The sequence below is a fragment of the Streptomyces sp. NPDC002773 genome (assembly GCF_040295605.1).
Classification (GTDB): Bacteria; Actinomycetota; Actinomycetes; order Streptomycetales; family Streptomycetaceae; genus Streptomyces.
Genome location: NZ_JBEOVO010000029.1, coordinates 1 through 26,174 on the forward strand (window position 1 = coordinate 1; position 26,174 = coordinate 26,174).

The window sequence follows — 26,174 nt, forward strand, 5'->3', positions numbered from 1 at the left end:
GTCTTGCTGGGATGTTGCCTCGACGGGGCCCGCTACTTCGCGAGCGCGCGGCTGATCACCATGCGCTGGACCGAAGACATCTTCGGTTCCACCCCACACCCATGCCGACCGGAGACGGGGGTCCGGAGGAAGTAGCGCCAGATGGGAAGCAGGTGCACGAGGGGTGGACCAGGCCGGGGCTGCCAAGGCCAGGAAGCCCAGCAGAGTCCCGGAGAAGTCCCACACGCATCGCCGCACCTCCTCTGCCTCACGTTTTTCAGGGCAGAAGGGGTGCGGCGGGTGCTGTTCCGTCAGATGTCCCGGAAGATCTCGATCTGCGCGCCGATCGAGTTCAGTCGCTCCGCCAGGTCCTCGTACCCCCGGTTGATGACGTACACGTTCCGCAGGACCGACGTGCCCTCCGCCGCCATCATCGCGAGGAGGACGACCACCGCCGGGCGCAGGGCCGGGGGGCACATCATTTCGGCGGCGCGCCAGCGGGTGGGGCCCTCGACCAGGACGCGGTGGGGGTCGAGGAGCTGGAGGCGGCCGCCGAGGCGGTTGAGGTCCGTGAGGTAGATCGCGCGGTTGTCGTAGACCCAGTCGTGGATGAGGGTCTTGCCCTGGGCCGTCGCGGCGATGGCGGCGAAGAAGGGGACGTTGTCGATGTTCAGGCCGGGGAACGGCATCGGGTGGATCTTGTCGATCGGGGCTTCGAGTTTCGAGGGGCGGACCGTCAGGTCGACCAGGCGTGTGCGGCCGTTGTCCGCCGCGTACTCGGCCGAGCGGTCGTGGTCGAGGCCCATCTCCTCCAGGACCGCGAGCTCGATCTCCATGAACTCGATCGGGACTCGGCGGATCGTCAGCTCCGACTCGGTGACTACTGCCGCCGCCAGGAGGCTCATCGCCTCGACCGGGTCCTCCGAGGGGGAGTAGTCGACGTCCACGTCGATCTGCGGCACGCCGTGCACGGTCAGGGTGGTGGTGCCGATGCCGTCGACCCGTACGCCGAGCGCCTCCAGGAAGAAGCACAGGTCCTGGACCATGTAGTTGGAGGAGGCGTTGCGGATGACGGTCGCGCCGTCGTGCCGGGCGGCGGCGAGCAGCGCGTTCTCGGTCACCGTGTCACCGCGCTCGGTCAGCACGATCGGGCGGCCGGGGGAGACCGAGCGCTCCACCTGGGCGTGGTAGATGCCCTCGGTGGCGGTGACGTCGAGACCGAAGCGGCGCAGCGCGATCATGTGCGGCTCGATCGTGCGCGTACCGAGGTCGCAGCCTCCGGCGTACGGCAGCTTGAAGCGGTCCATGCGGTGCAGCAGCGGGCCGAGGAACATGATGATCGAGCGGGTGCGGATCGCGGCCTCGGCGTCGATCGAGTCCATGTCCAGCTCGGCCGGCGGCACGATCTCCAGGTCGACGCCGTCGTTGATCCAGCGGGTGCGCACCCCGATGGAGTTGAGCACCTCCAGGAGCCGGAAGACCTCCTCGATGCGGGCGACCCGGCGCAGGACCGTGCGGCCCTTGTTGAGGAGGGAGGCGCAGAGCAGCGCGACGCAGGCGTTCTTGCTCGTCTTGACGTCGATGGAGCCGGAGAGTCGGCGCCGGCCGACGACCCTGAGGTGCATGGGTCCCGCATACCCCAGGGACACGATTTCACTATCGAGGGCCTCGCCGATCCGGGCGATCATCTCAAGACTGATGTTCTGGTTGCCGCGCTCGATCCGGTTGACGGCGCTCTGGCTCGTGGCCAGTGCCTCGGCGAGCTGCGTCTGCGTCCAGCCACGGTGCTGCCGGGCGTCACGGATGAGCTTGCCGATGCGTACGAGGTAGTCGTCTGCCATGCCGTCACGTTATCTCAGATATGAGATGACCCTGATCATCGGGGTAGGCCGTCAGGGTGACAGCCCGTGCGCGGTGGGGTGGCGCGGCTCGTACAGGGGGAGTTCCGTGCCGCTCGGCAGCCGTACGGCGGCGAGCAGGCCCCAGCCCTGGTCGGTGATGGCGCGTGAGATCTCGGCGCCCCGGTCCTCGAGGGCCGTCAGGGTCTGTGTGAGGTCCTCGCACATGAGGTACATCTCGTGCTTCGGCTCGTCCGTCGTGGGATGCACCGCGACCTCGGCGGGCGGCAGCTTGAAGATGAGCCAGCCGCCCCCGGCGTCCACGTGCTCGAAGCCGAAGACGTCCTTGAGGAAGGCTCGGTCGGCCTCCGCGTCCCGGGTGTACAGAATCACATGCGCGCCGCTGAACATGCTCCGATCCTCGGCCCCTCGTACGGCGGCGGCAATCGCACGGCGCCCGTACGGGGACCATCGCGCCCCCGCCTACGGCAATTCGACCGAAAGGTGGTCGGAAAGGGCGCGGAGGAAGTCGGGTGCGTCGAAGATGGCGCCGGCCGAGGCGACCCCGTTCGTCCTGGTTCGTCCGCTGAGCACTCGGTCGACGGCCTCCACCGCGAGCGGTGCGCTGACGGCGTAGATGTCCTGGCCGCGCGCCACCGCGCGCCGCTCCTCGTCTCCGTTGCGTACGACCACGTCCACGAGGAAGGTCTGCGCGGACCGACCGCGCTCGTCGACCGGAGCCGGTGCCGGGGTGTCCGAGGAGGCCAGGTCCTGGGCCGCCGCCACGGCCATGTACGTGCAGACCTCCGGGACGTCCACATGGCTGGGTACGGTGACGACGTCGGCCATGGTGAAGTCACCGATCACCGGGCTCACCCCCAGCGGTTCGGGGAAGGCCCACTTCAGGGTGGTGGCCGTGGAGTCGTCGCGGTACTCGAGCCGCCCGCCGGTGAAGCGGACGTGCCGCCCGTCCCTGCGCTCCCGCGAGACCGCTCCCGCCGTACGGGTCCCGGCCGTGGGGTGCCAACTGCTCAGCCCGTACGCGACGTGCACCTCGTCTGCCGACGTCCAGTCGCCCATCGCCGCCGTGACCAGCAGGTCACCGAGGCCGCCGAAGAACGCCATCGCGGGGACCACCGCGGTACCGGCGGCGCGGGCGGGCTCCGCGAAGTGGGCGAACGTGTCGACATTGGCCTCGATTTCGGCCGCCACGTCCACGTACGGGATACCGGCACGCAGCGCCGCCTCGATCACCGGGGCGGCGGTCGACGCGAAGGGACCGGCGCAGTTGACCACGGCGTCGGCGCCGGTCAGCGCGCGGTCCAGGGAGGCCGGGTCGTCGACCGTGGCGGGGCGGACCTCAAGGCCGGAGAGCTCCGTACCGGACGCCGCGAACTCCGCCAGCTTGCCGGCGTCACGTCCGGAGAGGACGGGGACGAACCCCCGGTCCAGCAGCTCCGCCACCACGAAACGCCCGGTGTGCCCGTACGCGCCGAACACCGCAACTGTCCGTACCGATCCCATGAGTTCCTCCGTTGCCCGCTGTCCTGCTCGGATACGAAGAGCCTGTCAGGGGCCGACCGCCGCAACCAGTGTCCGGAACGACATGGGCCGTACAATTACGGACATGGAAACCGTCGCCCTGGCCGTCACCGACGGGATGCTTCACTTCGAACTCTCCGTGGCGCACGAGGTGTTCGGCGATGCCGCGTACGACCTCGTCGTCTGCGGGCCGGGCCCCGTGCGGTTCGGCAGGTTCCGGCTGGAGCCGGACGCCGGGCTCGACCAACTCCCGTACGCCGACACGGTGATCGTCCCCGGCTGGGCCGACGTCGACGTGGACCCGCCCGCCGAGCTTGTCCACGCGGTGCGCGCGGCCCACGAGGCGGGCGCGCGGGTGGCGTCGCTGTGTACGGGCGCGTTCGTCCTGGCCGCCGCGGGGCTGCTCGACGGCCGCCGCGCGACCACGCACTGGGCGCACACCGACGTCCTGGCCGCCCGCCATCCCCTGGTGGAGGTCGACCCGGACGTGCTCTACGTCGACAACGGCAGCGTGCTCACCTCCGCCGGCAAGGCCGCCGCGATGGACCTGTGCCTGCACCTGGTCCGCCTCGACCACGGCTCGGCGCACGCGAACACGATCGCCCGCCGCCTGGTCGTGCCCCCGCACCGGTCCGGCGGCCAGGCCCAGTTCGTCACCGCCCCGGTGCCGGCCCAGGACGACCACCCGCTCACCGAGCTGTTCCCGTGGGCGATCGAGCGGCTCGACCAGCCGCTGACCGTGGAGGACCTGGCCCGCCGGGCGAACATGAGCTCGCGCCACCTCGGCCGCCACTTCCGTACGGTGACCGGCGCCACGCCGCTGCAATGGCTGCTGACCCAGCGGATCCGACGCGCCCAGGAACTCCTCGAATCCAGTGGCGAGAGCGTCGACGCCATCGCGGCCGCCACGGGCATGGGCACGGCCACGACCCTGCGCCGCCACTTCAACCGCACCCTCGGCGTCCCCCCGGACACCTACCGCCGCACGTTCCGCCGCTCGACGACACGCGCCGGGACGCGGTGACGGGCGTCACCCGCCGTGTCGCGCCTGGCGCACGAAGAAGGACGGCACCCGCGGCGTCGCGCCGGGAGGCGAAGGCGGGTGACGCCCGGGCCCGCCGTGTCGCGCCGGCACGCGGTGACGGGCGTCGCCCGCCGTGTCGCGCCGGCGCACGAACCAGGGCGCCCCCGCCCTGCCACGCACGCCCGCACGCGCCGACAGTGTGGCCCCGCCGCGTCGTTAACCTGTCCGCATGACGCCGACCGAAGACCGCCGCTTTCCCCCTGGGCTCGCCGCCGCCATGGCGGTCCGTTTCGAACACGCGGAGGGCTCCGGCGTCGACTTCGAGCCCTTCGCGGCCTTCCTCTCCGCCGACGAGACGACGGACTGGTTCCGGTCCTGGACGCGCAACGCCGAGCTGACCGGCGACGCCTTCCGCGCCTTCGGCCGGGACGGCACCGGCGGATACGCCGCCTTCTGGCTGGTCCGCCCGGGCCGCCCGGTCGTCGAGCAGCCGGTCGTCTTCCTCGGCTCCGAGGGCGAGACCGGCGTCGTCGCCCGGGACCTCGGCGCCTTGCTCTGGCTGCTGGCCGCCGGTTACGGCCCCTGGGAGGCGGCCACCTCGTACGAGCCCGACTGGGTCCCGCGCCCCCACCCCGAGCTGACGGCGATCGCGGAACGCCACGCGCCGGACCACCGTGCTGAGGCGTCCGCCGTGCTGGAAGCGGCCGCGGGCGAGTTCCCCGACTTCGACGACCACATCATGGGGCTCTGCCCCTGAGCACGTCGCCTCGTACTCCTCATGATCGGCAGGCACGACGCCCACCTTCCCGTCACCGACCGGAGGTGTGGAGCGGGGGACAGGCCGCGGTGCTGCCTATGATTTGGGCATGCCATCTCTCAGCGCCGGTCCGGACCCGCGTACCGGTGATGTGCCGCCTGATCGCCGGATGCCTTCCGGGGTGGATCGGGTGATCACCGGGTTGTCGTGGTGGTGGGTGGCAGCTCCTCTCATCTTGCTGACTCCCGTGATCGCTCTCGCGGTGGGGTTTCCGGAGGTGCGGGAGGAGTTCGGCAGGATATTCGGGTTGGCTGCTCTGGGTAGTGCGGTGGTCGCGCCCGCCGCGGGGTTCGTGGTGGCGCTCATCGGGCGTCGACGGCAAGCTCGCCGGCGCTTCGCCCTCATGGGAGCGGTGTCCAGCGTGCCGGTCCTCTTCCTCTGGGTCTTCGGTGTACTGCTCGCCGAGTGTCCTGACGGCTATCACTGCTAGGCCGTTTCTTTCGGATCACCTCGCCGATCAGATGAAGATGGCGGGGAGGTGGAGTCCGGCAAGGAGACGCCGCAGGAGTGAGCGTCCGGGTGGCCCTCGGGCGGTGCCGCTTCTGGTCGCTCCAGGTTGGCTCCGGCCCGGATGACCGTGAGCATGTTGCGGGACAGGGAGGAGGGTTCGCAGCCCCGTTCCGCAGGCAAGCTCTGGCCTCTACCTCGCCTTCTCCCTTAGGCTGCGTGATCCATATCGCTCGGGGGATCATGAGCTTCATACGCGAACGAAGACGGTCAGTCTTCCTGCTGCTGACGCTGGCGTTCCTTCTCGGCACCGCAGCCCTGGCCGGGGCAGCGACGGGGGGCCAGGGTGGCCTGATGCTGCTGAGCTGGCCTCGTGAACAGGCGTTCCTGCTGTCCGGCGTGATTCTGATCCTCCTGGCCGCTCTGGTCCTGCGCGGTCTGGTGAAGTCCCCGCTGCGCACGGCACTGGCCACCTTGCTGCTGCTCCTGGGCGTCCCGTTGACCTGGATCGCCGGAACTTTCGGCCTGCTCGACGGTGACGAGTGGGAGGTGAAGACACAGGCGGCACCGGGCCGCGGTGACCGCAGGCTGGTAATGGTGCAATACAACGACTTCGACCCTGCGCGCTGCCTCTACGTCCACCAGGACGGCCTGCTCGGGGAATGCCGTTGGGAGGTCGGCTGCTTCATGGGCGAGGAGGACGGACTCCGGGACGCGATGTGGACGTCGCCCGACCGGGTACGCATGACCTTGGGCGGCATGTCACAGGAGAGCTACGAGGTGACCATCTTTCCGAGCGGTCAGCCCGAGAGGGTCCTGCTTTACGGCAGCCTGATCTGTCCGGGCGACTTGCGCGGGGAATGCCAGAGTTCCTGAGCCTGCTGGAGGTGTCGACCCCAGCGGCGCGTCGCCGGGCACCTCCCTGCGCTGGGCACACCCAGTTTCACTGGATGGATGACCCACCAGGGCGTTGGTCGATGTGTGTCGTTGACTGACGTCCAGTGGGCGAGGATCGAGCCGTTGTTACCGGACCGCACTCCGAAGCGGGGAGGGCGGTGGCGTGATCACCGGAAGGTGATCGACGCGATCGCGTTCAAGTACCGCACCGGAACGCCGTGGATGGATCTGCCCGAGCACTTCGGGTCGTGGAAAGGCGCCCACAACCGGCTGCGGAAGTGGGCAGCCGACGGCACTTGGGAGAAGGTCTTCATCGCCTTGCTCGCCCAGGCCGACGCCGAAGGTGACCTCGACTGGGTCGTCGCGGTCGACTCCACGATCGTTCGGGCCCATCAGCACGCCGCCGGAGCCCGTCAAGAAGGGGCCCAGGCCGGCGAGCCGGACGACCATGCCCTGGGGCGGTCCCGCGGCGGGCTGACCACCAAGATCCACCTCGCCGCAGACAGCCGCTGCCGCCCGCTCGCCTTCGTCCTCACGCCCGGACAGGCAGGCGATGCACCCGCGTTCCCCGAGGTCATGGCCCGCCTGCGGGTGCCGCGGCCGATCGGCCGGCCCAGGACCACACCGGACACGGTCCTGGCCGACAAGGCCTACTCGTCCCGCGCGATCCGGACCCACCCCCGCCGGCGCGGGATCCGGGCGGTGATCCCCCAACCCTCCGACCAGGTCGCCAACCGCAGGAAGCGGGGCCGATCAGGCGGCCGCCCGCCTGCTTTCGACCGGGAGGCATACAAGCAGCGGAACACCGTCGAACGGTGCATCAACAAGCTCAAGCAGTGGCGCGGTTTGGCCACCCGCTACGAGAAGACCGCCACCATCTACCTGGCCGGACTCCACGTCGCCGCCATCTTCATCTGGTCAGCGTAGGTGATCCGAAAGAAACGGCCTAGGCCGCCAGGCGCCCATCGTCCTGCGCGCCGCGTCCCGACCGGTACGGGCACCCAGTACCGCAACGACCGGTTCCCTGCCAGGCACCTCGCTTGGGTGACGGCGGTCACAGGTGTCCTGTCTCAGTGAAGGCAGTCGCCGTGATCGCATGGACCTGCGGGGACTGGATTGGGTGAGACAGCTCCGTGAGGCACCGATTGGCTGCGTAGGTGTCCAGTAAGAGCACTCGTCGGCGGGTGTCGGCATCACGAAGTGACCGATGAGCGCGTGACTGTTGGTGAGGAAGTAAGAGCACCCCGGGTGGCGGGGGCTGGATCGTGCGTGTGGAGCAGGCTGCGTTCATGGCAGGATGACGGCATGCTGATCAGAAAGGGCGATGCCGCGTAGGCGCCCGAAGGCCGTCCGTGCTGAGCGGTGGCGGCCCCGCAGAAACGTTGTAGTTCGGCTGATCCGGGGCGTTTCCGCGAGGACTCGTGCAGCTGTCCGCCGCGTCGAGGATGAGCGTATGTGGCCTGGCGTAGTTGCTGATGCGCTCGCCCGTTTCGAGTGGGCGTTCAGGCAACCCGGCCGTTATTTGAACGCATCCCTGGTCTGGCAGCCCGGACTGGAGGTGGAGTATGCCCGCGATGATCTGGAAGAGGTCATGCTTCACCTCCCGCGATGCCCGGCGCGATCTCGGCCGGCTGATTGCTCGTATCGACGATGAGTTCGAGCGCCGCACTCTGCCGAATCCTGGGCCGGTGGACGCCTTCAGGATGGGTGGCTGGTGGTGGTCAAGGATTCGTGAGCACTGAGAAGACGTTCGACTTGCCGCTCAACCTCTTCTCTGGCGCGGGGTGGAATTATGGAAAAGCCGATCTTGGTCGAGTCCATCAGGTGCTTCGCTGTGTGCCAGGGGTGCGGTGCCGAGGCAGAGTGGTGCGGTGTGCAGGCGCTGGTGGGTGAGACGCTGCGGTGGGATGTTGAGTCGACGTGTTCGACCTGTGGGTTCGCGCTGGCCGTTTGTGGCGGTGACCTGTCGGATGAAATGCGTAACCGACTGCTCTCCGAGCACGGGCGCGCGAGGTTGCGCGTGAGCGGGCCGGCGAGCAACGCCACCGTCATGCGCGTGCTGCGGGCGGAACTCGGCATCGGCTTGGGCGGCGTCAAGGCTGTGCTGGAGCAGGTCCTCAGCGGTCACTACTCAGGGACGCTGCCCGAGATGGAGCTGCTGGCCCGCAAGCTGCGGGCATCAGGGATTGACGCGGTCGCCTCCCGGACTGTGGATTGAGTGAGACTGCAGCGACGGTCTGATCTCGATGCCGAGCGGAGCCTGTTTGCGCAGGAGGAGTGCCTCCTGGCGGCAGGTCGTGGAACACGTCCGGCTTCGAGGTCCGTTGCCCTTGTGTTTGAGGTGGGTCGAGCAGACGGTGCAGTTTCGTCGGCTGCTTCAGCCTCGGTGGAGGGATGGAAGGGGCTGCGCATGCGGATTCTTGAGCGACTTCCGTGTCGCTCTGCCTGCGTGTCCGGCGAGCTGCCTGGCAGCAGGTTGGTGAACACCCCGTGGGCGTGGGGCCGCGTGCTGCGATGGTCATCCTCTTGCCGCACGTTTCGCAGAGGGCCATCCAGCCCTCCCGGTAGTTCGATCTGTGCTGGCTCGTCTCCAGGCAGGCTGAAGAGCACCACCGTCTTCTTTGGCCCGGTCGTCGCCCAGTACCAGCCCGAGAAGTGATGCTCACCACGCGACCACCGAAACGGCCGCACCGGCACTACGTCCTCGAAACGGGCCGTCGCACAGTCCACCAGCGGACGTCGCTGTCGCTCGCCTACCGCGTCCACGTACGACAGCTCGACGTACAGACCTGCAAGATCCACCCCAGCCGGTACGGCCGCCCAGAACCCCCAGTGCGATTGCCCGCACGACTAGGTTCACTGAGACGGATGGCCGAACGACTGGGTTCGGTGAGTAAACGCCTCGCTTGGATGAGAGCGGTCAGGTATGCCGGGCATGACCGAGCGGCGGGGATGCACTAGAGTTATCTCGACATCGAGATAACTGCTTACGGCGCACCGCAGCCGCCCACCCGGTAAGGGTTACCTAACCAAGCCTTACCTTAGCGGATCGGCGGGGAGTCGGGCGGCACCCCGCGGCGGCAGCCGCATATTGTCGCTGCGCGGTAACCGCGCACACTGATGAAGGAGACTGTCGTGTCGGCGAACAGCTTCGACGCCCGCAGCACGCTGCGCGTGGGTGACGAGTCGTACGAGATCTTCAAGCTGGACAAGGTCGAGGGCTCCGCGCGCCTCCCTTACAGCCTGAAGGTCCTCCTGGAGAACCTGCTCCGCACCGAGGACGGCGCGAACATCACCGCCGACCACATCCGGGCCCTCGGTGGCTGGGATTCGCAGGCCCAGCCGAGCCAGGAGATCCAGTTCACGCCGGCCCGCGTGATCATGCAGGACTTCACCGGCGTTCCCTGTGTCGTCGACCTCGCCACCATGCGCGAGGCCGTCAAGGAGCTCGGTGGCGACCCGGCGAAGGTCAACCCGCTCTCCCCGGCCGAGCTGGTCATCGACCACTCGGTCATCGCCGACAAGTTCGGCACCGCGGAAGCCTTCGGCCAGAACGTGGAGCTGGAGTACGGCCGCAACAAGGAGCGCTACCAGTTCCTGCGCTGGGGCCAGACCGCGTTCGACGACTTCAAGGTCGTCCCGCCGGGCACCGGCATCGTCCACCAGGTGAACATCGAGCACCTGGCCCGTACGGTCATGGTCCGCAACGGCCAGGCGTACCCCGACACCCTCGTCGGCACCGACTCCCACACCACCATGGTCAACGGCCTCGGTGTGCTCGGCTGGGGCGTCGGCGGCATCGAGGCCGAGGCCGCGATGCTCGGCCAGCCGGTCTCCATGCTCATCCCGCGCGTCGTCGGCTTCAAGCTGACCGGCGAGCTCCCGGCCGGCACCACCGCCACCGACCTCGTCCTCACGATCACCGAGATGCTGCGCAAGCACGGCGTCGTCGGCAAGTTCGTCGAGTTCTACGGTGAGGGCGTCGCCGCCACCTCCCTCGCGAACCGCGCCACCATCGGCAACATGTCGCCGGAGTTCGGCTCCACCGCCGCGATCTTCCCGATCGACGGCGAGACCCTGAAGTACCTCAAGCTCACCGGCCGCTCCGAGCAGCAGGTCGCGCTCGTCGAGGCGTACGCCAAGGAGCAGGGCCTCTGGCTCGACCCGGCCGCCGAGCCCGACTTCTCCGAGAAGCTGGAGCTCGACCTCTCCACGGTCGTCCCCTCGATCGCCGGCCCGAAGCGCCCGCAGGACCGCATCGTCCTCGCGAACGCCGCCCAGCAGTTCGCCCAGGACGTCCGCAACTACGTGGACGACGTGGACGAGCAGGGCAAGGAGTCCTTCCCGGCCTCCGACGCCCCGGCGAACCACCCCAACGGCGCCCCGTCGAAGCCGGTCACCGTGACCGCCCCCGACGGCTCGACCTACGAGATCGACCACGGTGCGGTGACGGTCGCGGCCATCACCTCCTGCACCAACACCTCGAACCCGTACGTCATGGTCGCCGCCGCGCTCGTCGCGAAGAAGGCCGTCGAGAAGGGCCTGACCCGCAAGCCGTGGGTCAAGACCACCCTCGCCCCGGGCTCGAAGGTCGTCACCGACTACTTCGACAAGGCGGGTCTCACCCCGTACCTCGACAAGGTCGGCTTCAACCTCGTCGGCTACGGCTGCACCACCTGCATCGGCAACTCCGGCCCGCTGCCGGAGGAGGTCTCCAAGGCGGTCAACGACCACGACCTGGCCGTGACCTCGGTGCTCTCGGGCAACCGCAACTTCGAGGGGCGCATCAACCCCGACGTCAAGATGAACTACCTGGCCTCCCCGCCGCTGGTCGTCGCGTACGCCCTCGCGGGTTCCATGAAGGTGGACATCACCAAGGACGCGCTCGGCGTCGACACCGAGGGCAAGCCGGTCTACCTGGCCGACATCTGGCCGACGGAGGCCGAGGTCAACGACGTCGTCGCCAACGCCATCGGCGAGGACATGTTCAACAAGTCCTACCAGGACGTCTTCGCGGGTGACGCCCAGTGGCAGGCGCTGCCGATCCCCACCGGCAACACCTTCGAGTGGGACACCGAGTCCACCTACGTCCGCAAGCCCCCGTACTTCGAGGGCATGACGATGGAGACCACCCCGGTCACCGACATCGTCGGCGCCCGTGTCCTGGCCAAGCTGGGCGACTCGGTCACCACCGACCACATCTCCCCGGCCGGCGCGATCAAGGCCGACACCCCGGCTGGCAAGTACCTCACCGAGCACGGTGTGGAGCGTCGTGACTTCAACTCCTACGGCTCGCGCCGAGGCAACCACGAGGTCATGATCCGCGGCACGTTCGCCAACATCCGCCTGCGCAACCAGATCGCGCCGGGCACCGAGGGCGGCTTCACCCGCGACTTCACCCAGGCCGACGCGCCGGTGTCGTTCATCTACGACGCCTCCCGCAACTACATCGAGCAGGGCACCCCGCTCGCGATCCTGGCGGGCAAGGAGTACGGCTCCGGCTCGTCCCGCGACTGGGCCGCCAAGGGCACCGCGCTGCTCGGCGTCAAGGCCGTCATCGCCGAGTCGTACGAGCGCATCCACCGCTCGAACCTCATCGGCATGGGCGTCCTGCCGCTCCAGTTCCCGGAGGGCCAGACGGCCGCGACCCTGGGCCTGACCGGCGAGGAGACCTTCTCCTTCACCGGCGTCGAGGAGCTGAACAACGGCACGACCCCGCGTACGGTCAAGGTCACCACCGACACCGGTGTCGAGTTCGACGCGGTCGTCCGCATCGACACCCCCGGTGAGGCGGACTACTACCGCAACGGCGGCATCATGCAGTACGTGCTCCGCAACCTGATCCGTGGCTGACACGGTCTGATCGGGTAGTACGGAAAGGGCCCCGCTCCTCGGAAGAGGAGCGGGGCCCTTGCGTCGTGCCGGAGCGGCCCTCGCGTCGTGCCCGAGCCGATCAGAACATCGCGCGGAAGCTGTTCCAGCCCGAGGTCCCGATCTGCACGCGGGCGGCGTACGGGGCGGAGGCGCGGCCCGTGCCCTTGTACAGCCACAGCCGGCCGGCGGCGTCGCGGGCGACCAGGTCGGCCTTGGTGTCGAAGTTCAGGTCGCCCGAGGACACCACGGCGTTGTAGGCGTTCCAGCCGCTGCTGATGCGGGTCCGGCCCGAGAAGGGCGTCGCGTAGTTGCCCGTGCCCTTGTACAGCCACAGCACGCCGTAACGGTCGCGGGCGACGATGTCGGCCCGGCCGTCGCTGGTGAGGTCGCCCTTGCCGGCGATCGCGGTGTACACGTCCCAGTTGCTGCCGACCCGGATGCGCCCGCTCAGCCCACCGTTGCCGTAGCCCAGGTAGTGCCACAGCACGCCTGCGCTGTCACGGGCGAGGATGTCGTCGGCCACGCCGCCGCCGGTGTTGGAGGCGGAGAGGATCTTGTTGTAGATGTGCCAGCCGCCACCGATGTCCCGGGGGGCACCGACGTCGGCGTAGTGCAGGCGGCCGCTGCGGACGGCGTAGAAGCCGTCGGAGCCGCCGTCGCCGTCCATGTCGGCCTGGTTGAAGTGGCTGTGGGAGTTCCAGCCCGTGCCCGAGTTGTCCGCGAGCCGCTGGATGGTGCCGCCGCCGACCGGCTTGTAGCCCCAGATGGTGCCCGCGCTGTTGACGCCGTAGAGGTAGTTCCTCGGCGTGGCGGCGGCAGTGGCCGCGAAGGCCGTCGCCTGCGAGGTCTGCTCGATGCCGGAAGCAGTGGGCTGCGGCGTCTCGGCCGCCCCCGCGGCGGTCGTGGTGCCCACCAGCGCGGCGGTTATCGCCGCGACCGTGACACGGGACACGAGGCCCGTGCGGTTCAGGCCAGAAGTCTTGGCCACGTAATACTCCAGATCTGTATGGGATGAGGCAGGCCCGCCGCGCCCCCGTCGCGAGGACGGGCGTGGGCGGGACCCCCCTATGATCCCGGTCCTCCTTACAAAATCTTCATCGGGTGGCGGGTCTGTGACACGACTGTTTCGTTCTCGACCGTATGTCCCTCTTTGTGTGTCTCGCGTCCGGCCCGCGCCCCTGGACTTCGCCAGGACCCCCCTGTATGGCTCGGCCTGACCCCCTGTCAAGGGTGCCGCCGCGCGAATGCTTGGACGAAACGCCGCAGATCCGCCGTGCTTATCCCGGAGGTCTCAACTCGGGAAAGATGGCTGCCGAAACCTGGTTTCGATCTTGCTCCGGCGAAGGGAAGTGGACTATACCTGTCGGCGTCCAGCCAGTCGTTTCCATCACGCGACGGCCCGACGCCTGCACGACCCGGCTGCAAATGACCGCGGTGGCGGGGCCCTTCGCCTGTGGCGAGCGAGTACGGGCGACCGGTACACCGCCTGAGTCCTGAATGAAGGCGAGGACTTGAGCATGGGATCCACCTCCGCACAGACCGACGAGGGCGGCCTCGGCCGTCGCGATCTGATCAAGCGTTCTGCCGCTATCGGTCTGATCTCCGTACCGACGATGGGCTTCCTCTCCGCCTGTGCGAGCAGTGACAGCGGTGGCAACGGAAAGGTCGAGAAGGGCCAGAAGTCCGAAAAGAACCCGCTCGGGGTGAACGAGTCGGCACCGCTCGACTTCGTCCTCTTCGACGGTGGATTCGGACAGCAGTACGCCAAGGACGCGGTCAAGATCTACGAGACCACTTACCCGAAGGCGAAGGTCAAGTTCACCCCCACCCAGAAGATCACCACCACGCTCCAGCCGCGCTTCAACGGCGGCAACCCGCCGGACCTCATCGACAACTCCGGCGCCGAGCAGATGGACATGGGTGTCCTCGTCGGCCAGAAGCAGCTGTCGGACCTCACCCCGCTCCTGGACTCGCCGTCCATCGACGACCCCAAGAAGACGGTCCGCGACACCCTGCGGCCCGGCATCGTCGAGATGGGCCAGTTCGACGGCGACCCGGTGTGGATCATGTACTACGCCTACACGGTCTACGGCGTCTGGTACTCGCAGAAGCTGCTCGACTCGCTCGACGCCAAGTACCCCGAGACCTGGGACGAGATGCTGGCCGTCTGCGAGAAGGCCAAGAAGAAGGGCATCGCGGGCTGGACGTACGCCGGAAAGCACCCGTACTACGTCCCCTTCTCGCTCTACCCGATGATCGGCAAGGTCGGCGGCCGCGAGGTCCTGGACGCCATCGACAACCTGGAGCCGAAGGCCTGGGAGCACCCGGCGGTCAAGGCCTGCTTCGAGGCGTACTACGAGCTCGTCCGGAAGGGCTACATCCTCAAGGGCACGCCCGGCCTCGACCACATCCAGTCGCAGACCGCCTGGACCGAGGGCAAGGCGCTGTTCATCCCGAACGGCTCCTGGGTCGAGAACGAGGCCGCGAAGACCATGCCGGCCGACTTCAACCTGGCCGTCTCCGCCCCGACCGGCATCGACGCCTCGGACAAGATGCCGTTCGGCACCATCTGGGCCTCCGGCGGCGAGCCCTTCATCGTCCCGGCGAAGGCGGCGAACGCCGAGGGCGGCATGGAGCAGCTGCGCATCATGCTCAGCGAGGCGTCCTCCAAGAACTTCACCCAGTCCGTGAAGTCCCTGACCGCGTTCAACGGCGGCACCGACGGCATCGAGCTGACCCCGGGCCTCAAGTCCGGCGTCGCGGCCCTGGACAAGGCCGGCCAGAACGTCGTCAACCCGCGCCTCCAGGACTGGTACGTCGCCCTCCAGAAGGAGAAGATCGGTGTCGCCGGCATCGGCGAGATGATGGCCGGCCGCGCGACCCCGGCCGAGACGATCAAGAAGATCCAGAAGTACGCCGACGAGGCGGCCAAGGACTCCTCGATCAAGCACTACAAGCACCAGTGAGCTGTGCCGGGGCCCCTTCCCGCCGACCGGGAGCGGGCCCCGGGCCCTTCGCGCGCGGCACCAGCGGCGCGCCTCCGCGGGAAGATCGGGGTCGGTAGGAAATGCAACACGGCAAGTACCGTTTCATCGTGGGGTTCCTGGCGGCCCCCCTCGCGCTCTACGCGCTGTTCGTCATCTGGCCCTTCATCCAGTCCATCTACTACTCCTTCACGGACTGGACGGGACTGAGCCCCGAATTCGGGATGGTCGGAGTCGACAACTACAGCAGAATGCTGGACGACGAGATCTTCTGGAAATCGCTCCAGCACAGTCTGACCTTCGCTGTGGTGCTCCCGATCGTGACCGTGGGGCTCGCGCTGTTCTTCGCCTTCATGCTCAATGTCGGCGGTCGGCGCCGCAGGGGCGCGGCCATCGCGGGTGTGCGCGGCTCGTCCTTCTACAAGATCGTGTATTTCTTCCCGCAGGTGCTGTCGATCGCGATCGTGGCACTGCTCTTCCAGTTCGCGTACAACCCGAACAGCGGAGCCATCAACTCCGTCCTGAAGGGTGTCGGTCTCGGCAACGTCCAGCCGGACTGGCTCGGAGATCCGGACCTCGCCCTCATCTGCGTGATGGTGGTACTCGTCTGGTCCACCGTCGGATTCTTCGTCGTCCTCTTCTCGGCCGGCATGGCGTCCATTCCGCGGGACTTCTACGAGGCGGCCCTGCTCGACGGCGCGAACCGCTTCACCACGTTCTTCAAGATCACCCTGCCGCTGCTCTGGGACACCGTGCAGTCGGGCTGGATCTACATGGGCATCCTCGCGCTCGGCGCGGAGTCCTTCGCCGTCGTCCAGATCATGACCGTCGGCCCCAGCGGCGGCGGGCCCGACTACTCGACCATCGTCCTTCCGTTGTACGTGTACCAGAAGGCGTTCCGGGACGGTCAGGCCGCCTACGCCACGACCATCGGTGTCGCGCTCCTCCTCGTCACGCTGGCCTTCGCGGCCGTCGTGATGAAGCTGGGCCGGCGCGAGCGGCTGGAGTTCTGATGAAGACGACCGACACTGTCCCCACCGGCGTCGAGAACCCCGGATCCCCGGGCGGCCCGGGGCCCGCGGTCACGAAGACGGCGGCGCCCGCGCCCCGGCGCACCGCCAAGGCCGAGGGCGCGGCCCTCAACGTCTTCTCGCACGGCGTGCTGATCGTCTGGGCGATCATGGTCGTCATGCCGCTGCTCTGGGCGGTCATGACCTCCTTCAAGACCGACCGGGCGATCTTCACGTCCCCGTGGTCGCTGCCCGACAAGCTGCACTTCGAGAACTGGTCACGCGCCTGGACCGAGGCGCACATGAGCGACTACTTCCTGAACACCCTCCTGGTGGTCGGCGGCTCGCTCCTCGGGACCCTACTCTTCGGCTCGATGGCGGCCTACGTCCTGGCCCGCTTCGACTTCCCGGGCAACCGCTTCATCTACTTCCTCTTCATCGGAGGGATGAGCTTCCCGATCATCCTGGCGCTCGTGCCGCTGTTCTACGTGATGCAGAACATGGCCCTGCTGAACACGCTGCACGGCCTGATCCTCGTCTACATCGCGTACTCGCTGCCCTTCACCGTCTTCTTCCTGACCGCCTTCTTCCGCACCCTGCCGACCTCGGTGGCGGAAGCGGCCTTCGTCGACGGCGCCTCGCACACCCGGACCTTCTTCCAGGTCATGCTGCCGATGGCCAAGCCCGGTCTCATCAGCGTCGGCATCTTCAACTTCCTCGGCCAGTGGAACCAGTACCTGCTGCCGACCGTGCTCAACACCGAGCCGGAGCGGAAGGTGCTCTCGCAGGGCCTCGTCCAGCTCGCCGTCAGCCAGGGCTACAAGGGCGACTGGTCCGGGCTCTTCGCCGGACTCGTGATGGCGATGCTCCCGGTCCTCGCCGCGTACATCATCTTCCAGCGGCAGGTGGTGGCCGGTCTCACCGCCGGCGCCGTGAAGTGAGCGCGTAACCCCTCGTTCCCGTATCCGAAGGGCCCCCGGCGCACCGCGCCCGGGGGCCCTTCCCGTCGTGTGTCACAGACCCTCCGCCTCTCAAGGTCTTGACGGGGAGCAAGGCGAAAGCGTCCCCTTAGAGTTCACATGTTGGAGAAAACGGTGGGAGTGAGTGAGTCGATGGAGACTCCGGGGTCGCAGACGTCTCTGCACAGGGCCAATCTCGAACGGGTCGTCCGGGCGGTGCGCATGGCCGGATCGCTCACCCAGGCGGAGATCGCCCGGGCGACGGGCCTGTCCGCCGCCACGGTCTCCAACATCGTCCGGGAGCTGAAGGACGGCGGCACCGTCGACGTCACCCCCACGTCCGCGGGCGGCCGCCGGGCCCGCAGCGTCTCGCTCTCCGGTGACGCCGGCATCGTGATCGGAGTGGACTTCGGCCACACCCACCTCCGGGTCGCCGTCGGCAACCTCGCCCACCAGGTGCTCGCCGAGGAGGCCGAGCCGCTGGACGTGGACGCCTCCGCCGCCGAGGGCTTCGACCGGGCGGAACAGCTGGTCAAACGGCTGATCCTGGCCACCGGGATCGGCCCGGACAAGGTGATCGGCGTCGGACTCGGCGTCCCGGGCCCGATCGACGTCTCCTCCGGGACCCTGGGGTCGACCTCGATCCTGCCGGGCTGGAGCGGGATCAACCCCGCCGAGGAGCTCTCCGGCCGCCTCGGCGTCCCCGTGCACGTCGACAACGACGCCAACCTGGGCGCCCTCGGCGAGCTGGTCTGGGGCAGTGGGCGGGGCGTCAAGGACCTGGCGTACATCAAGGTGGCGAGCGGTGTCGGCGCCGGACTCGTCATCGACGGCCGTGTCTACCGCGGGCCCGGCGGCACCGCCGGCGAGATCGGGCACATCACGCTCGACGAGTCGGGACCGGTCTGCCGCTGCGGCAACCGCGGCTGCCTGGAGACCTTCACCGCCGCCCGGTACGTCCTGCCGCTGCTCCAGCCGAGCCACGGCCCCGATCTCACCATGGAACGGGTCGTCCAGCTGGCCCGGGAGGGCGACCCGGGCTGCCGCCGTGTGATCGCCGACGTGGGGCGGCACATCGGCAGCGGCATCGCCAACCTCTGCAACCTCCTGAACCCCAGCAGGGTGGTCCTCGGCGGCGACCTGGCAGAGGCCGGTGAGCTGGTCCTCGCGCCCATCAGGGACTCCGTCTCGCGGTACGCGATCCCCAGCGCGGCCCGGCAGCTCTCACTGGCCCAGGGGGCCCTCGGAGGGCGCGCGGAGGTGCTCGGCGCCCTCGCTCTCGTACTGAGTGAAATGGGCGATTCGACCCTGTTGGAGAGTGCGCTGCCCGCTGCCGCGCCGGTCTCCCGGCTTGCCTTCACTTAGATAACGAACACCACCGTTGTCATCTCGTTAAGAATTTACTTCTTGACGGCAACGTTGCGGCCGAGTTGACTTCGTGCCACCTCGGCCGCAACGTCGCGGCCTCGTCAGGGAGGCAAAACCCACATGAACGCAGTGACGCGTCGTGCCGTCATAGCCACGGCCGCGGTCTCGATGGCCCTCACGCTCGCCGCCTGCGGCCAGGCCGGCGGCGACGACAGCGCGGACAAGGGCAGCTCGACCAAGATCGGCCTGCTCCTTCCGGAGAACAAGACCGCGCGCTACGAGACCCTGGACAAGCCCCAGTTCGAGAAGGCCGTCAAGGCCGCCTGCGGTGACTGCGAGGTCGTCTACAACAACGCGGTCTCCGACGTCGTCAAGCAGAAGCAGCAGTTCGACCAGCTGATCGCCGACGGCGTCAAGGTCATCGCCCTCGGCTCGGTCGACGCCACCAAGGCCGAGGGCTGGGTCACCGAGGCCAAGGCCAAGGGCGTCAAGGTCGTCGCGTACGACCGTGCCGTCAAGGGCGCCGACGCCTACGTCAGCCACGACAACAACAAGGTCGGCGAGCTCCAGGGCCAGGCGCTCCTCGCCGCCCTCGGCGGCAAGGCCGCGACCGCCAACGTCGTGATGATCAACGGCGACGAGAAGGACCCGAACGCCGCCCTGTTCAAGGCCGGCGCCCACGCCGCGCTCGACGGCAAGGTCGGCAAGGTCGCCTACGAGGCCTCCGGCGAGTGGGACCCGAAGATCGCGGGCGAGAAGATGTCCGCCGCGATCTCCTCGCTCGGCAAGGACAAGATCAACGCGGTCTACTCCGCGAACGACGGCATGGCCGGCGGCATCATCACCTCGCTCGAGAACGCCGGCATCAAGAACATCCCGGTCGGCGGCCAGGACGCCGAGGTCGCGGGCGTCCAGCGGATCATCGCCGGTTCGCAGACCTTCACCATCTACAAGTCGCCGCTCCAGCTGGCCCCCGAGGCCGCCAAGTTCGCGGTGAACCTGCTCCAGGGCAAGGACCTCGGCGCCCAGGGCGCGACCGACGGCGTGCCGTCGACGCTCTTCCCGCCGGTCGTGGTCGACAAGACCAACATCCAGACCACGGTCGTCAAGGACGGCATCTACAAGGCCGCGGACCTCTGCACCTCGGACCTCGCCGCCAAGTGCACCGAGCTGGGCATCAAGTAACCCCTGGCCCCACCCCGCCGGGCCCCCAGGGCCTGGCACCACGGATCCCGCCGCCGGCCGCGTACGGCACACCGGCCGCCCCCCGCACGGAGCGGCCGGGGAGGCCGCCGCCACGGCCCGCGTACAGAGGGTGAACACCCCCTCCGGCCGGCGCGCGGCCCACGATCCGTCCTTTCGCCCGTCCGGCCCCCGGCCGACCCAGACCCCGCTGTCGGCCCGGGGGCCGGACGAAGCCCACCCCCCTCTCGAACTTTGGCGCTGCACCGGCGGCGCGACATGCCGCCGCCCGCGGGCGGCGAAGGAGTTGGTTCACGTGTCCCAGACGCCCGTGCTGGCGTTGCGCGGGATCTTCAAGCGGTTCGGAGCGGTTCAGGTCCTCTCCGGTGTCGATCTCGAAGTCCACGCAGGAGAAGTCGTCGCGCTCGTCGGCGACAACGGAGCGGGAAAGTCCACGCTCGTCAAGACGATCGCCGGTGTGCACCCCATCGACGAGGGCGTCATCGAGTGGGAGGGCGAGCGCGTGGAGATCCAGCGCCCGCACGACTCCCAGAACCTCGGTGTCGCGACCGTCTACCAGGACCTCGCGCTCTGCGACAACCTCGACGTCGTCGCCAACCTGTTCCTCGGCCGCGAGATCAAGAAGGGCAGCGTCCTCGACGAGGTCGCCATGGAGAAGCGGGCCAAGGACCTCCTCTCCACGCTCTCCATCCGCATCCCCAGCGTCCGCATCCCCGTCGCCGCCCTCTCCGGCGGCCAGCGGCAGGTCGTCGCCATCGCGCGCGCCCTGGTCGGCAACCCCAAGATCGTGATCCTGGACGAGCCGACCGCCGCCCTCGGCGTCGAGCAGACCGCCCAGGTCCTCGACCTGGTCGAGCGCCTGCGCGAGCAGGGCCTCGGCGTCATCCTCATCAGCCACAACATGGCCGATGTGAAGGCCGTCGCCGACACCGTCGCGGTGCTCCGCCTGGGCCGCAACAACGGCACCTTCCCGGTCGCCACCACCACGCACGAAGAGATCATCGCCGCGATCACCGGTGCCACGGACAACGCCGTGACCCGCCGCCAGGCCCGCAACGCGGAGGTAGCGAAGTGAGCAAGACCCCTCCCACCGCGAGCGAGGAGGCCGCGGTGCCCGACCCCCGTACCCCGGACGAGCAGGCCACCGCCGCCGAAGCCCCGGTCACCGAGACCCCGGCCGCCGCCGCCGTCCCCGCCGTCGACCCCCGCCTCCTCGTGCGCGAGCAGGGCTTCAAGGGGTACGTCGACGAGTTCAAGCGCAAGATCCGCTCCGGTGAGATCGGCTCGCTGCCCGTCGTCGTCGGCCTGATCGTCATCGGCATCGTCTTCCAGGCCCTCACCGGCAACTTCATCACCTCGTACAACCTCGACCAGATCACGCTGTACGCGGTCGGCCCCGGCATCATGGCCGTCGGCATCGTCTTCGTGCTGCTGCTGGGCGAGATCGACCTCGCCGTCGGCTCCGTGGCGGGCCTCGCCGGCGCGGTCTGGGGAGTCCTCGGCACGGACATGCCGGACGGCCTCGCGATCCTCCTCGGCATCCTGTCCGGCACCCTGCTCGGCGCCTTCCACGGCCTGGTCTTCGCCAAGATCGGCGTGCCCGCCTTCGTCGTCACCCTGGCCGGCTTCCTCGGCTGGGCCGGTCTCCAGACCTGGGTCATGGGTGAGCGGTCGACCATCCCGACGCCCATCGGCAGCTTCGTCGGCGACCTCACCAAGTACTACTTCTCCGACGTCGCCGCCGCCTACGGCCTCGCCGTGGCCGTCGTCGCCGCCTTCTACCTCGCCCAGCTGCGCGACTCCAGCCGCCGCAAGGCCGCCGAGCTGCCGTACCGCCCGCAGAGCGAGATGATCCTGCGCACCGCCGTCCTCGCGGTCCTGGTCCTCGTCGCCGCGTACGGCTTCAACCAGGAGCAGGGCCTGCCGCTCTCCCTGGTGATCTTCCTGGTGATCCTGCTCGTCACCGACTTCGTCCTGCGCCGCACGACGTACGGCCGTCAGGTCTTCGCCGTCGGCGGTGGCATCGAGGCCGCTCGCCGCGCCGGCATCAACGTCTCGTGGATCCGGATCTCGGTGTTCATGATCTCCGGCACCATGGGCGCGATCGGCGGCCTGTTCCTCGCCTCCGCGACCGGCGGCGCCGACCGCTCCCTCGGCGGCGGCAACCAGCTGATGATGTGCATCGCCGCCGCCGTCATCGGCGGTACGTCCCTGTTCGGCGGACGCGGCAAGGTCTGGTCGGCGCTCCTCGGCATCCTGGTCATCCAGTCGATCGTCCAGGGCCTCAACCAGATGAACCTGTCCTCGAACGCGATCCAGTACATGATCACCGGAGCGGTCCTGCTCATCGCGGTGATCATCGACTCGGTCTCCCGCAAGACGCAGAAGACAGCAGGACGAGCCTAGGGACCCCGTCCCGCGCGCGTGGCGGACCCCGTCCCGCGCGCGTAACGCTCGCCACACCGCCCGGCGCCGTGAAACCGGCGCCGGGCACTGCTGCGTCCGGAGCAGTGCACCGGCACGTACAGGCCCGTACAGATCAGCGGTGCGTAGGCCGTGAGGGTGACGCGTGATCCCCCGGCCCGATGCCCACGATCCAAGACGGAACATTAGACTCGACAAATCGGCAAGCTCGACCAGCTCAAACGCAAGGAGGAACGGGTGGCTCTGCTGACCCGTATCAGGGGACCGCGAGATCTGGACCGGCTCTCCCCGGAACAGCTGGACCAGCTGGCCGACGAGATCAGGACGTTCCTCGTGGACGCCGTCTCCAAGACCGGCGGGCACCTCGGGCCCAACCTCGGCGTGGTCGAGCTGACCATCGCCCTGCACCGCGTGTTCGACTCCCCGAAGGACAAGGTCCTCTGGGACACCGGCCACCAGAGCTACGTCCACAAGCTGCTCACCGGCCGCCAGGACTTCTCGAAGCTCAAGATGAAGGGCGGCCTCTCCGGCTACCCCTCGCAGGCCGAGTCCGAGCACGACGTCATCGAGAACTCGCACGCCTCCACGGTCCTCGGCTGGGCCGACGGACTCGCCAAGGCCAACGAGGTCCTGAAGAAGGACGACCACGTCGTCGCCGTCATCGGCGACGGGGCCCTCACCGGCGGCATGGCCTGGGAGGCGCTCAACAACATCGCCGCCGCCAAGGACCGCCCGCTCGTGCTCGTCGTCAACGACAACGAGCGCTCCTACGCGCCGACCATCGGCGGCCTCGCCAACCACCTGGCGACCCTGCGCACCACCGACGGCTACGAGCGCTTTCTCGCCCGCGGCAAGGACATCCTGGAGCGCACCCCCGTCGTCGGGAAGCCGCTCTACGAGACCCTCCACGGCGCCAAGAAGGGCCTCAAGGACTTCATCGCCCCCCAGGGCATGTTCGAGGACCTCGGCCTCAAGTACGTCGGCCCCATCGACGGCCATGACATCGAGGCCCTGGAGTCCGCCCTGACGCGCGCCAAGCGCTTCGGCGGCCCCGTGATCGTCCACTGCCTCACCGAGAAGGGCCGCGGCTACCAGCCGGCCCTCCAGGACGAGGCCGACCGCTTCCACGCCGTCGGCAAGATCCACCCCGACACGGGCCTGCCGATCTCCTCCTCCGGCGCCGACTGGACCGGCGTCTTCGCCGAGGAGATGGTCGCGCTCGGCAAGGAGCGCGAGGACATCGTCGCGATCACCGCGGCCATGCTCCAGCCCGTCGGTCTCGACAAGTTCGCCAAGGCCTTCCCCGAACGGGTCTTCGACGTCGGCATCGCCGAGCAGCACGCCGCGGTCTCCGCCGCCGGCCTCGCCACCGGCGGACTGCACCCCGTCTTCGCGGTGTACGCCACCTTCCTCAACCGCGCCTTCGACCAGGTCCTGATGGACGTGGCCCTGCACAAGTGCGGGGTCACCTTCGTCCTGGACCGGGCCGGCATCACCGGCACCGACGGCGCCTCCCACAACGGCATGTGGGACATGTCGATCCTCCAGGTCGTCCCCGGCCTGCGGCTCGCCGCCCCCCGCGACGCCGACCAGGTCCGCGCCCAGCTGCGCGAGGCCGTCGACGTGACCGACGCCCCGACCGTGGTCCGCTTCTCCAAGGGCGCCGTCGGCCCCGCCGTGCCCGCCCTGCGCCGCGTCGGCGGCATGGACGTGCTCCGCGAGCCCGGCTCCGACCGGCCCGACGTCCTCCTGGTCTCCGTGGGCGCCCTGGCCCCCATGTGCCTGGAGATCGCGAACCTCCTCGACAACCACGGCATCTCCACCACCGTCGTCGACCCCCGCTGGGTCAAGCCGGTCGACGAGGCCCTCGCCCCGCTGGCCGAGCGCCACCGGGTCGTCGTCACGGTCGAGGACAACAGCCGCGTCGGCGGGGTCGGCTCGGCCGTCGCGCAGGCGCTGCGCGACGCCGGGGTGGACGTACCGCTGCGTGACTTCGGCATCCCGCCGCGCTTCCTCGACCACGCCTCGCGCGCCGAGGTGCTCGCCGAGATCGGACTGACCGCCCCGGACATCGCCCGCCAGGTCACCGGTCTGGTCTCACGTCTCGACGGCCGTTTCGAGACCAGCGCGCAGGCCGTGGAGCCCGCCCGCGACTGACGGATCGCCGTCACCCCGCGTCACCCTTGGGCCGGTCGGCTCACTCTTCGGAGTGCCGACCGGCCCATTGCCGTGCATTCTGACCACAGTGCGGACAGCCGGCAGGGAGGTACGAAGGTGAGTACGGACCAGCAGCCACGGGCGAACTCCGGGATGTTCCGGACCAAGACGGTCGAGCAGTCGATCCGCGACACGGAGGAACCGGAGCACGCGCTCAAGAAATCCCTCTCCGCCTGGGATCTGACGGTGTTCGGCGTCGGCGTCATCATCGGCACCGGCATCTTCGTCCTGACCGGCAAGGTCGCCAAGGAGAACGCGGGCCCGGCCACCGCCCTCGCGTTCGTCGCGGCGGGCATCGTCTGCGCCCTCGCCGCCCTCTGCTACGCCGAGTTCGCCTCGACGGTGCCGGTGGCCGGATCGGCGTACACCTTCGCGTACGCCTCGATCGGCGAGCTGCCGGCCTGGATCATCGGCTGGGACCTCGTCCTGGAGTTCGCCCTCGGTACGGCGGTGGTCGCCGTCGGCTGGTCGGGCTATGTCCGCTCGCTCATGGACAACATCGGCTGGCACCTACCGACCTGGATGGAAGGCCCGGACGTCCCGGGCGGCACCTTCGACCTCCTGGCCTTCGTGCTCGTCCTGGTCCTGACCGTGGTCCTCGTCCTCGGCATGAAGCTCTCCGCGCGCATCACCGCCGTCGTCGTCGCCATCAAGGTGACCGTCGTGATGATCGTGATCATCGCGGGCCTGTTCTTCATCGTCGGCGACAACTACAAGCCCTTCATCCCGCCGGCCGTCACCCCCGAGGGCGGCGGCTCCAACTGGGACTCGCCGCTCGTCCAGCTGCTCTTCGGGTACGAGCCGACCAACTTCGGCGTCATGGGCATCTTCACCGCCGCCTCGGTCGTCTTCTTCGCCTTCATCGGCTTCGACGTGGTCGCCACCGCCGCCGAGGAGACCAAGCTGCCGCAGCGGGACATGCCCCGGGGCATCCTGGGCTCCCTCCTCATCTGCACGGTCCTCTACGTGGCCGTGGCCCTGGTCGTCACCGGCATGCAGCACTACACGGAGCTGTCCGTGAGCGCCCCGCTCGCCGACGCCTTCAAGGCCGCAGGGCATCCCTTCTACGCGGGAGTCATCAGCTTCGGCGCCGCCGTCGGCCTCACCACGGTCTGTCTGATCCTGCTCCTCGGCCAGACACGGGTTTTCTTCGCGATGAGCCGTGACGGCCTGCTGCCGCGCTTCTTCTCCGTCACGCACCCGAAGTACAAGACCCCGTACCGCCCGACGATCCTGCTCGGTGTGGTCATCGCGATCGTCGCCGGCTTCACCAGCATCAACGAACTCGCGACCCTGGTGAACATCGGCACCCTCTTCGCCTTCGTCCTCGTCGCGTTCGGCGTCATCGTGCTCCGCCGCACCCGCCCGGACCTGCCGCGCGCCTTCCGCACCCCCTGGGTGCCCGCGCTGCCGATCCTCTCCATCGCCGCCTCGCTCTGGCTGATGCTCAACCTGCCCGGCGAGACCTGGTTCCGCTTCGCCGTCTGGATGGCGATCGGCATCGTCGTGTACTTCGTGTACGGGCGCGGCCACAGCCGGCTCGGCCGTGAGGGCCCGGACGCCCGCTACTGAGCGGCGAAGGGGCGGGCGA

The 26,174-nt window shown here is 68.8% G+C and carries 21 protein-coding genes; 17 read left to right on the plus strand and 4 right to left on the minus strand.

All coding sequences use genetic code 11. The features are described 5' to 3' along the window. Positions 1 to 290 precede the first annotated feature (290 nt). The 3 genes from ABT034_RS27570 to ABT034_RS27580 form a co-directional block, all read right to left on the minus strand. A complete protein-coding gene (locus ABT034_RS27570) occupies positions 291 to 1,820 on the minus strand; it encodes a helix-turn-helix domain-containing protein (RefSeq protein ID WP_351219747.1) in 1,530 nt (509 codons plus the stop codon). 51 nt (positions 1,821 to 1,871) lie between these two features. Further along, positions 1,872 to 2,228: a VOC family protein gene (locus ABT034_RS27575; protein WP_351219748.1), complete on the minus strand. Its 357-nt coding sequence runs from the start codon at positions 2,226 to 2,228 to the stop codon at positions 1,872 to 1,874. A gap of 72 nt (positions 2,229 to 2,300) precedes the next feature. After that, entirely contained in the window at positions 2,301 to 3,341 is a 1,041-nt protein-coding gene (locus ABT034_RS27580) for a saccharopine dehydrogenase family protein (RefSeq protein WP_351219749.1), read from the minus strand. Between the two features lie 103 nt (positions 3,342 to 3,444). Between ABT034_RS27580 and ABT034_RS27585 the strand changes: the two genes are divergently transcribed. The 8 genes from ABT034_RS27585 (at position 3,445) to acnA (ending at position 12,397) form a co-directional block, all read left to right on the plus strand. Then, positions 3,445 to 4,383, plus strand: coding sequence for a helix-turn-helix domain-containing protein (locus ABT034_RS27585; RefSeq protein WP_351219750.1), 939 nt, complete (start codon positions 3,445 to 3,447; stop codon positions 4,381 to 4,383). A gap of 229 nt (positions 4,384 to 4,612) precedes the next feature. Continuing rightward, on the plus strand, positions 4,613 to 5,140 hold the full coding sequence (locus tag ABT034_RS27590; protein ID WP_351219751.1) for an SMI1/KNR4 family protein: 528 nt from the start codon (positions 4,613 to 4,615) through the stop codon (positions 5,138 to 5,140). Between the two features lie 109 nt (positions 5,141 to 5,249). Then, positions 5,250 to 5,630 carry a hypothetical protein gene (locus ABT034_RS27595; RefSeq protein ID WP_351219752.1) on the plus strand — a complete coding sequence of 127 codons (381 nt, stop codon included), beginning with the start codon at positions 5,250 to 5,252 and terminating at the stop codon, positions 5,628 to 5,630. A 236-nt stretch (positions 5,631 to 5,866) separates the two neighbouring features. Beyond that, on the plus strand, positions 5,867 to 6,523 hold the full coding sequence (locus ABT034_RS27600; RefSeq protein WP_351219753.1) for a hypothetical protein: 657 nt from the start codon (positions 5,867 to 5,869) through the stop codon (positions 6,521 to 6,523). A gap of 78 nt (positions 6,524 to 6,601) precedes the next feature. Continuing rightward, the gene (locus ABT034_RS27605) at positions 6,602 to 7,471 is read left to right on the plus strand and encodes an IS5 family transposase (protein ID WP_351219754.1); all 870 of its coding nucleotides are present in this window, start codon (positions 6,602 to 6,604) and stop codon (positions 7,469 to 7,471) included. Between the two features lie 638 nt (positions 7,472 to 8,109). Next, positions 8,110 to 8,286: a hypothetical protein gene (locus ABT034_RS27610; protein ID WP_351219755.1), complete on the plus strand. Its 177-nt coding sequence runs from the start codon at positions 8,110 to 8,112 to the stop codon at positions 8,284 to 8,286. A 131-nt stretch (positions 8,287 to 8,417) separates the two neighbouring features. After that, positions 8,418 to 8,762 carry a hypothetical protein gene (locus ABT034_RS27615; RefSeq protein WP_351219756.1) on the plus strand — a complete coding sequence of 115 codons (345 nt, stop codon included), beginning with the start codon at positions 8,418 to 8,420 and terminating at the stop codon, positions 8,760 to 8,762. A 917-nt stretch (positions 8,763 to 9,679) separates the two neighbouring features. After that, on the plus strand, positions 9,680 to 12,397 hold the full coding sequence (gene acnA, locus ABT034_RS27620; RefSeq protein WP_351219757.1) for an aconitate hydratase AcnA: 2,718 nt from the start codon (positions 9,680 to 9,682) through the stop codon (positions 12,395 to 12,397). Positions 12,398 to 12,497: 100 nt separating this feature from the next. On the opposite strand, the gene ABT034_RS27625 is transcribed toward acnA, so the two are convergent. Continuing rightward, entirely contained in the window at positions 12,498 to 13,406 is a 909-nt protein-coding gene (locus ABT034_RS27625) for an FG-GAP repeat domain-containing protein (RefSeq protein ID WP_351219758.1), read from the minus strand. A gap of 529 nt (positions 13,407 to 13,935) precedes the next feature. Here ABT034_RS27625 and ngcE point away from each other — a divergent pair. From ngcE to ABT034_RS27670, 9 genes are all read left to right on the plus strand, one after another. After that, positions 13,936 to 15,384, plus strand: a complete 1,449-nt coding sequence (gene ngcE, locus ABT034_RS27630; protein WP_351219759.1) for an N-acetylglucosamine/diacetylchitobiose ABC transporter substrate-binding protein — start codon at positions 13,936 to 13,938, stop codon at positions 15,382 to 15,384. 101 nt (positions 15,385 to 15,485) lie between these two features. Beyond that, positions 15,486 to 16,415, plus strand: coding sequence for a carbohydrate ABC transporter permease (locus ABT034_RS27635; protein WP_351219760.1), 930 nt, complete (start codon positions 15,486 to 15,488; stop codon positions 16,413 to 16,415). Further along, a complete protein-coding gene (locus ABT034_RS27640; protein WP_351219761.1) occupies positions 16,415 to 17,353 on the plus strand; it encodes a carbohydrate ABC transporter permease in 939 nt (312 codons plus the stop codon). The genes ABT034_RS27635 and ABT034_RS27640 overlap by 1 nt, the downstream gene beginning before the upstream one ends. 171 nt (positions 17,354 to 17,524) lie before the next feature. Continuing rightward, positions 17,525 to 18,736 (plus strand): ROK family transcriptional regulator, encoded by a 1,212-nt coding sequence (locus ABT034_RS27645; RefSeq protein ID WP_351219814.1) that lies wholly within the window; start codon positions 17,525 to 17,527, stop codon positions 18,734 to 18,736. Between the two features lie 123 nt (positions 18,737 to 18,859). Beyond that, entirely contained in the window at positions 18,860 to 19,924 is a 1,065-nt protein-coding gene (locus tag ABT034_RS27650) for a sugar ABC transporter substrate-binding protein (RefSeq protein WP_351219762.1), read from the plus strand. Between the two features lie 304 nt (positions 19,925 to 20,228). Beyond that, the gene (locus tag ABT034_RS27655) at positions 20,229 to 21,017 is read left to right on the plus strand and encodes an ATP-binding cassette domain-containing protein (protein ID WP_351219763.1); all 789 of its coding nucleotides are present in this window, start codon (positions 20,229 to 20,231) and stop codon (positions 21,015 to 21,017) included. 35 nt (positions 21,018 to 21,052) lie between these two features. Beyond that, on the plus strand, positions 21,053 to 22,348 hold the full coding sequence (locus tag ABT034_RS27660; RefSeq protein WP_351219815.1) for a sugar ABC transporter permease: 1,296 nt from the start codon (positions 21,053 to 21,055) through the stop codon (positions 22,346 to 22,348). Between the two features lie 255 nt (positions 22,349 to 22,603). Then, positions 22,604 to 24,523 carry a 1-deoxy-D-xylulose-5-phosphate synthase gene (dxs, locus tag ABT034_RS27665; protein ID WP_351219764.1) on the plus strand — a complete coding sequence of 640 codons (1,920 nt, stop codon included), beginning with the start codon at positions 22,604 to 22,606 and terminating at the stop codon, positions 24,521 to 24,523. Between the two features lie 153 nt (positions 24,524 to 24,676). Continuing rightward, positions 24,677 to 26,155 (plus strand): amino acid permease, encoded by a 1,479-nt coding sequence (locus ABT034_RS27670; protein WP_351219816.1) that lies wholly within the window; start codon positions 24,677 to 24,679, stop codon positions 26,153 to 26,155. Positions 26,156 to 26,174: the final 19 nt, after the last annotated feature.

Bases quoted from the DNA above. Each gene is read 5' to 3' on its own strand.
- ABT034_RS27570 (WP_351219747.1), bottom strand. From the start codon at position 1,820: ATGGCAGACGACTACCTCGTACGCATCGGCAAGCTCATCCGTGACGCC.
- ABT034_RS27575 (WP_351219748.1), bottom strand. From the start codon at position 2,228: ATGTTCAGCGGCGCGCATGTGATTCTGTACACCCGGGACGCGGAGGCC.
- ABT034_RS27580 (WP_351219749.1), bottom strand. From the start codon at position 3,341: ATGGGATCGGTACGGACAGTTGCGGTGTTCGGCGCGTACGGGCACACC.
- ABT034_RS27585 (WP_351219750.1), top strand. From the start codon at position 3,445: ATGGAAACCGTCGCCCTGGCCGTCACCGACGGGATGCTTCACTTCGAA.
- ABT034_RS27590 (WP_351219751.1), top strand. From the start codon at position 4,613: ATGACGCCGACCGAAGACCGCCGCTTTCCCCCTGGGCTCGCCGCCGCC.
- ABT034_RS27595 (WP_351219752.1), top strand. From the start codon at position 5,250: ATGCCATCTCTCAGCGCCGGTCCGGACCCGCGTACCGGTGATGTGCCG.
- ABT034_RS27605 (WP_351219754.1), top strand. From the start codon at position 6,602: ATGACCCACCAGGGCGTTGGTCGATGTGTGTCGTTGACTGACGTCCAG.
- ABT034_RS27610 (WP_351219755.1), top strand. From the start codon at position 8,110: ATGCCCGCGATGATCTGGAAGAGGTCATGCTTCACCTCCCGCGATGCC.
- ngcE (WP_351219759.1), top strand. From the start codon at position 13,936: ATGGGATCCACCTCCGCACAGACCGACGAGGGCGGCCTCGGCCGTCGC.
- ABT034_RS27635 (WP_351219760.1), top strand. From the start codon at position 15,486: ATGCAACACGGCAAGTACCGTTTCATCGTGGGGTTCCTGGCGGCCCCC.
- ABT034_RS27640 (WP_351219761.1), top strand. From the start codon at position 16,415: ATGAAGACGACCGACACTGTCCCCACCGGCGTCGAGAACCCCGGATCC.
- ABT034_RS27645 (WP_351219814.1), top strand. From the start codon at position 17,525: ATGGAGACTCCGGGGTCGCAGACGTCTCTGCACAGGGCCAATCTCGAA.
- ABT034_RS27650 (WP_351219762.1), top strand. From the start codon at position 18,860: ATGAACGCAGTGACGCGTCGTGCCGTCATAGCCACGGCCGCGGTCTCG.
- ABT034_RS27670 (WP_351219816.1), top strand. From the start codon at position 24,677: ATGTTCCGGACCAAGACGGTCGAGCAGTCGATCCGCGACACGGAGGAA.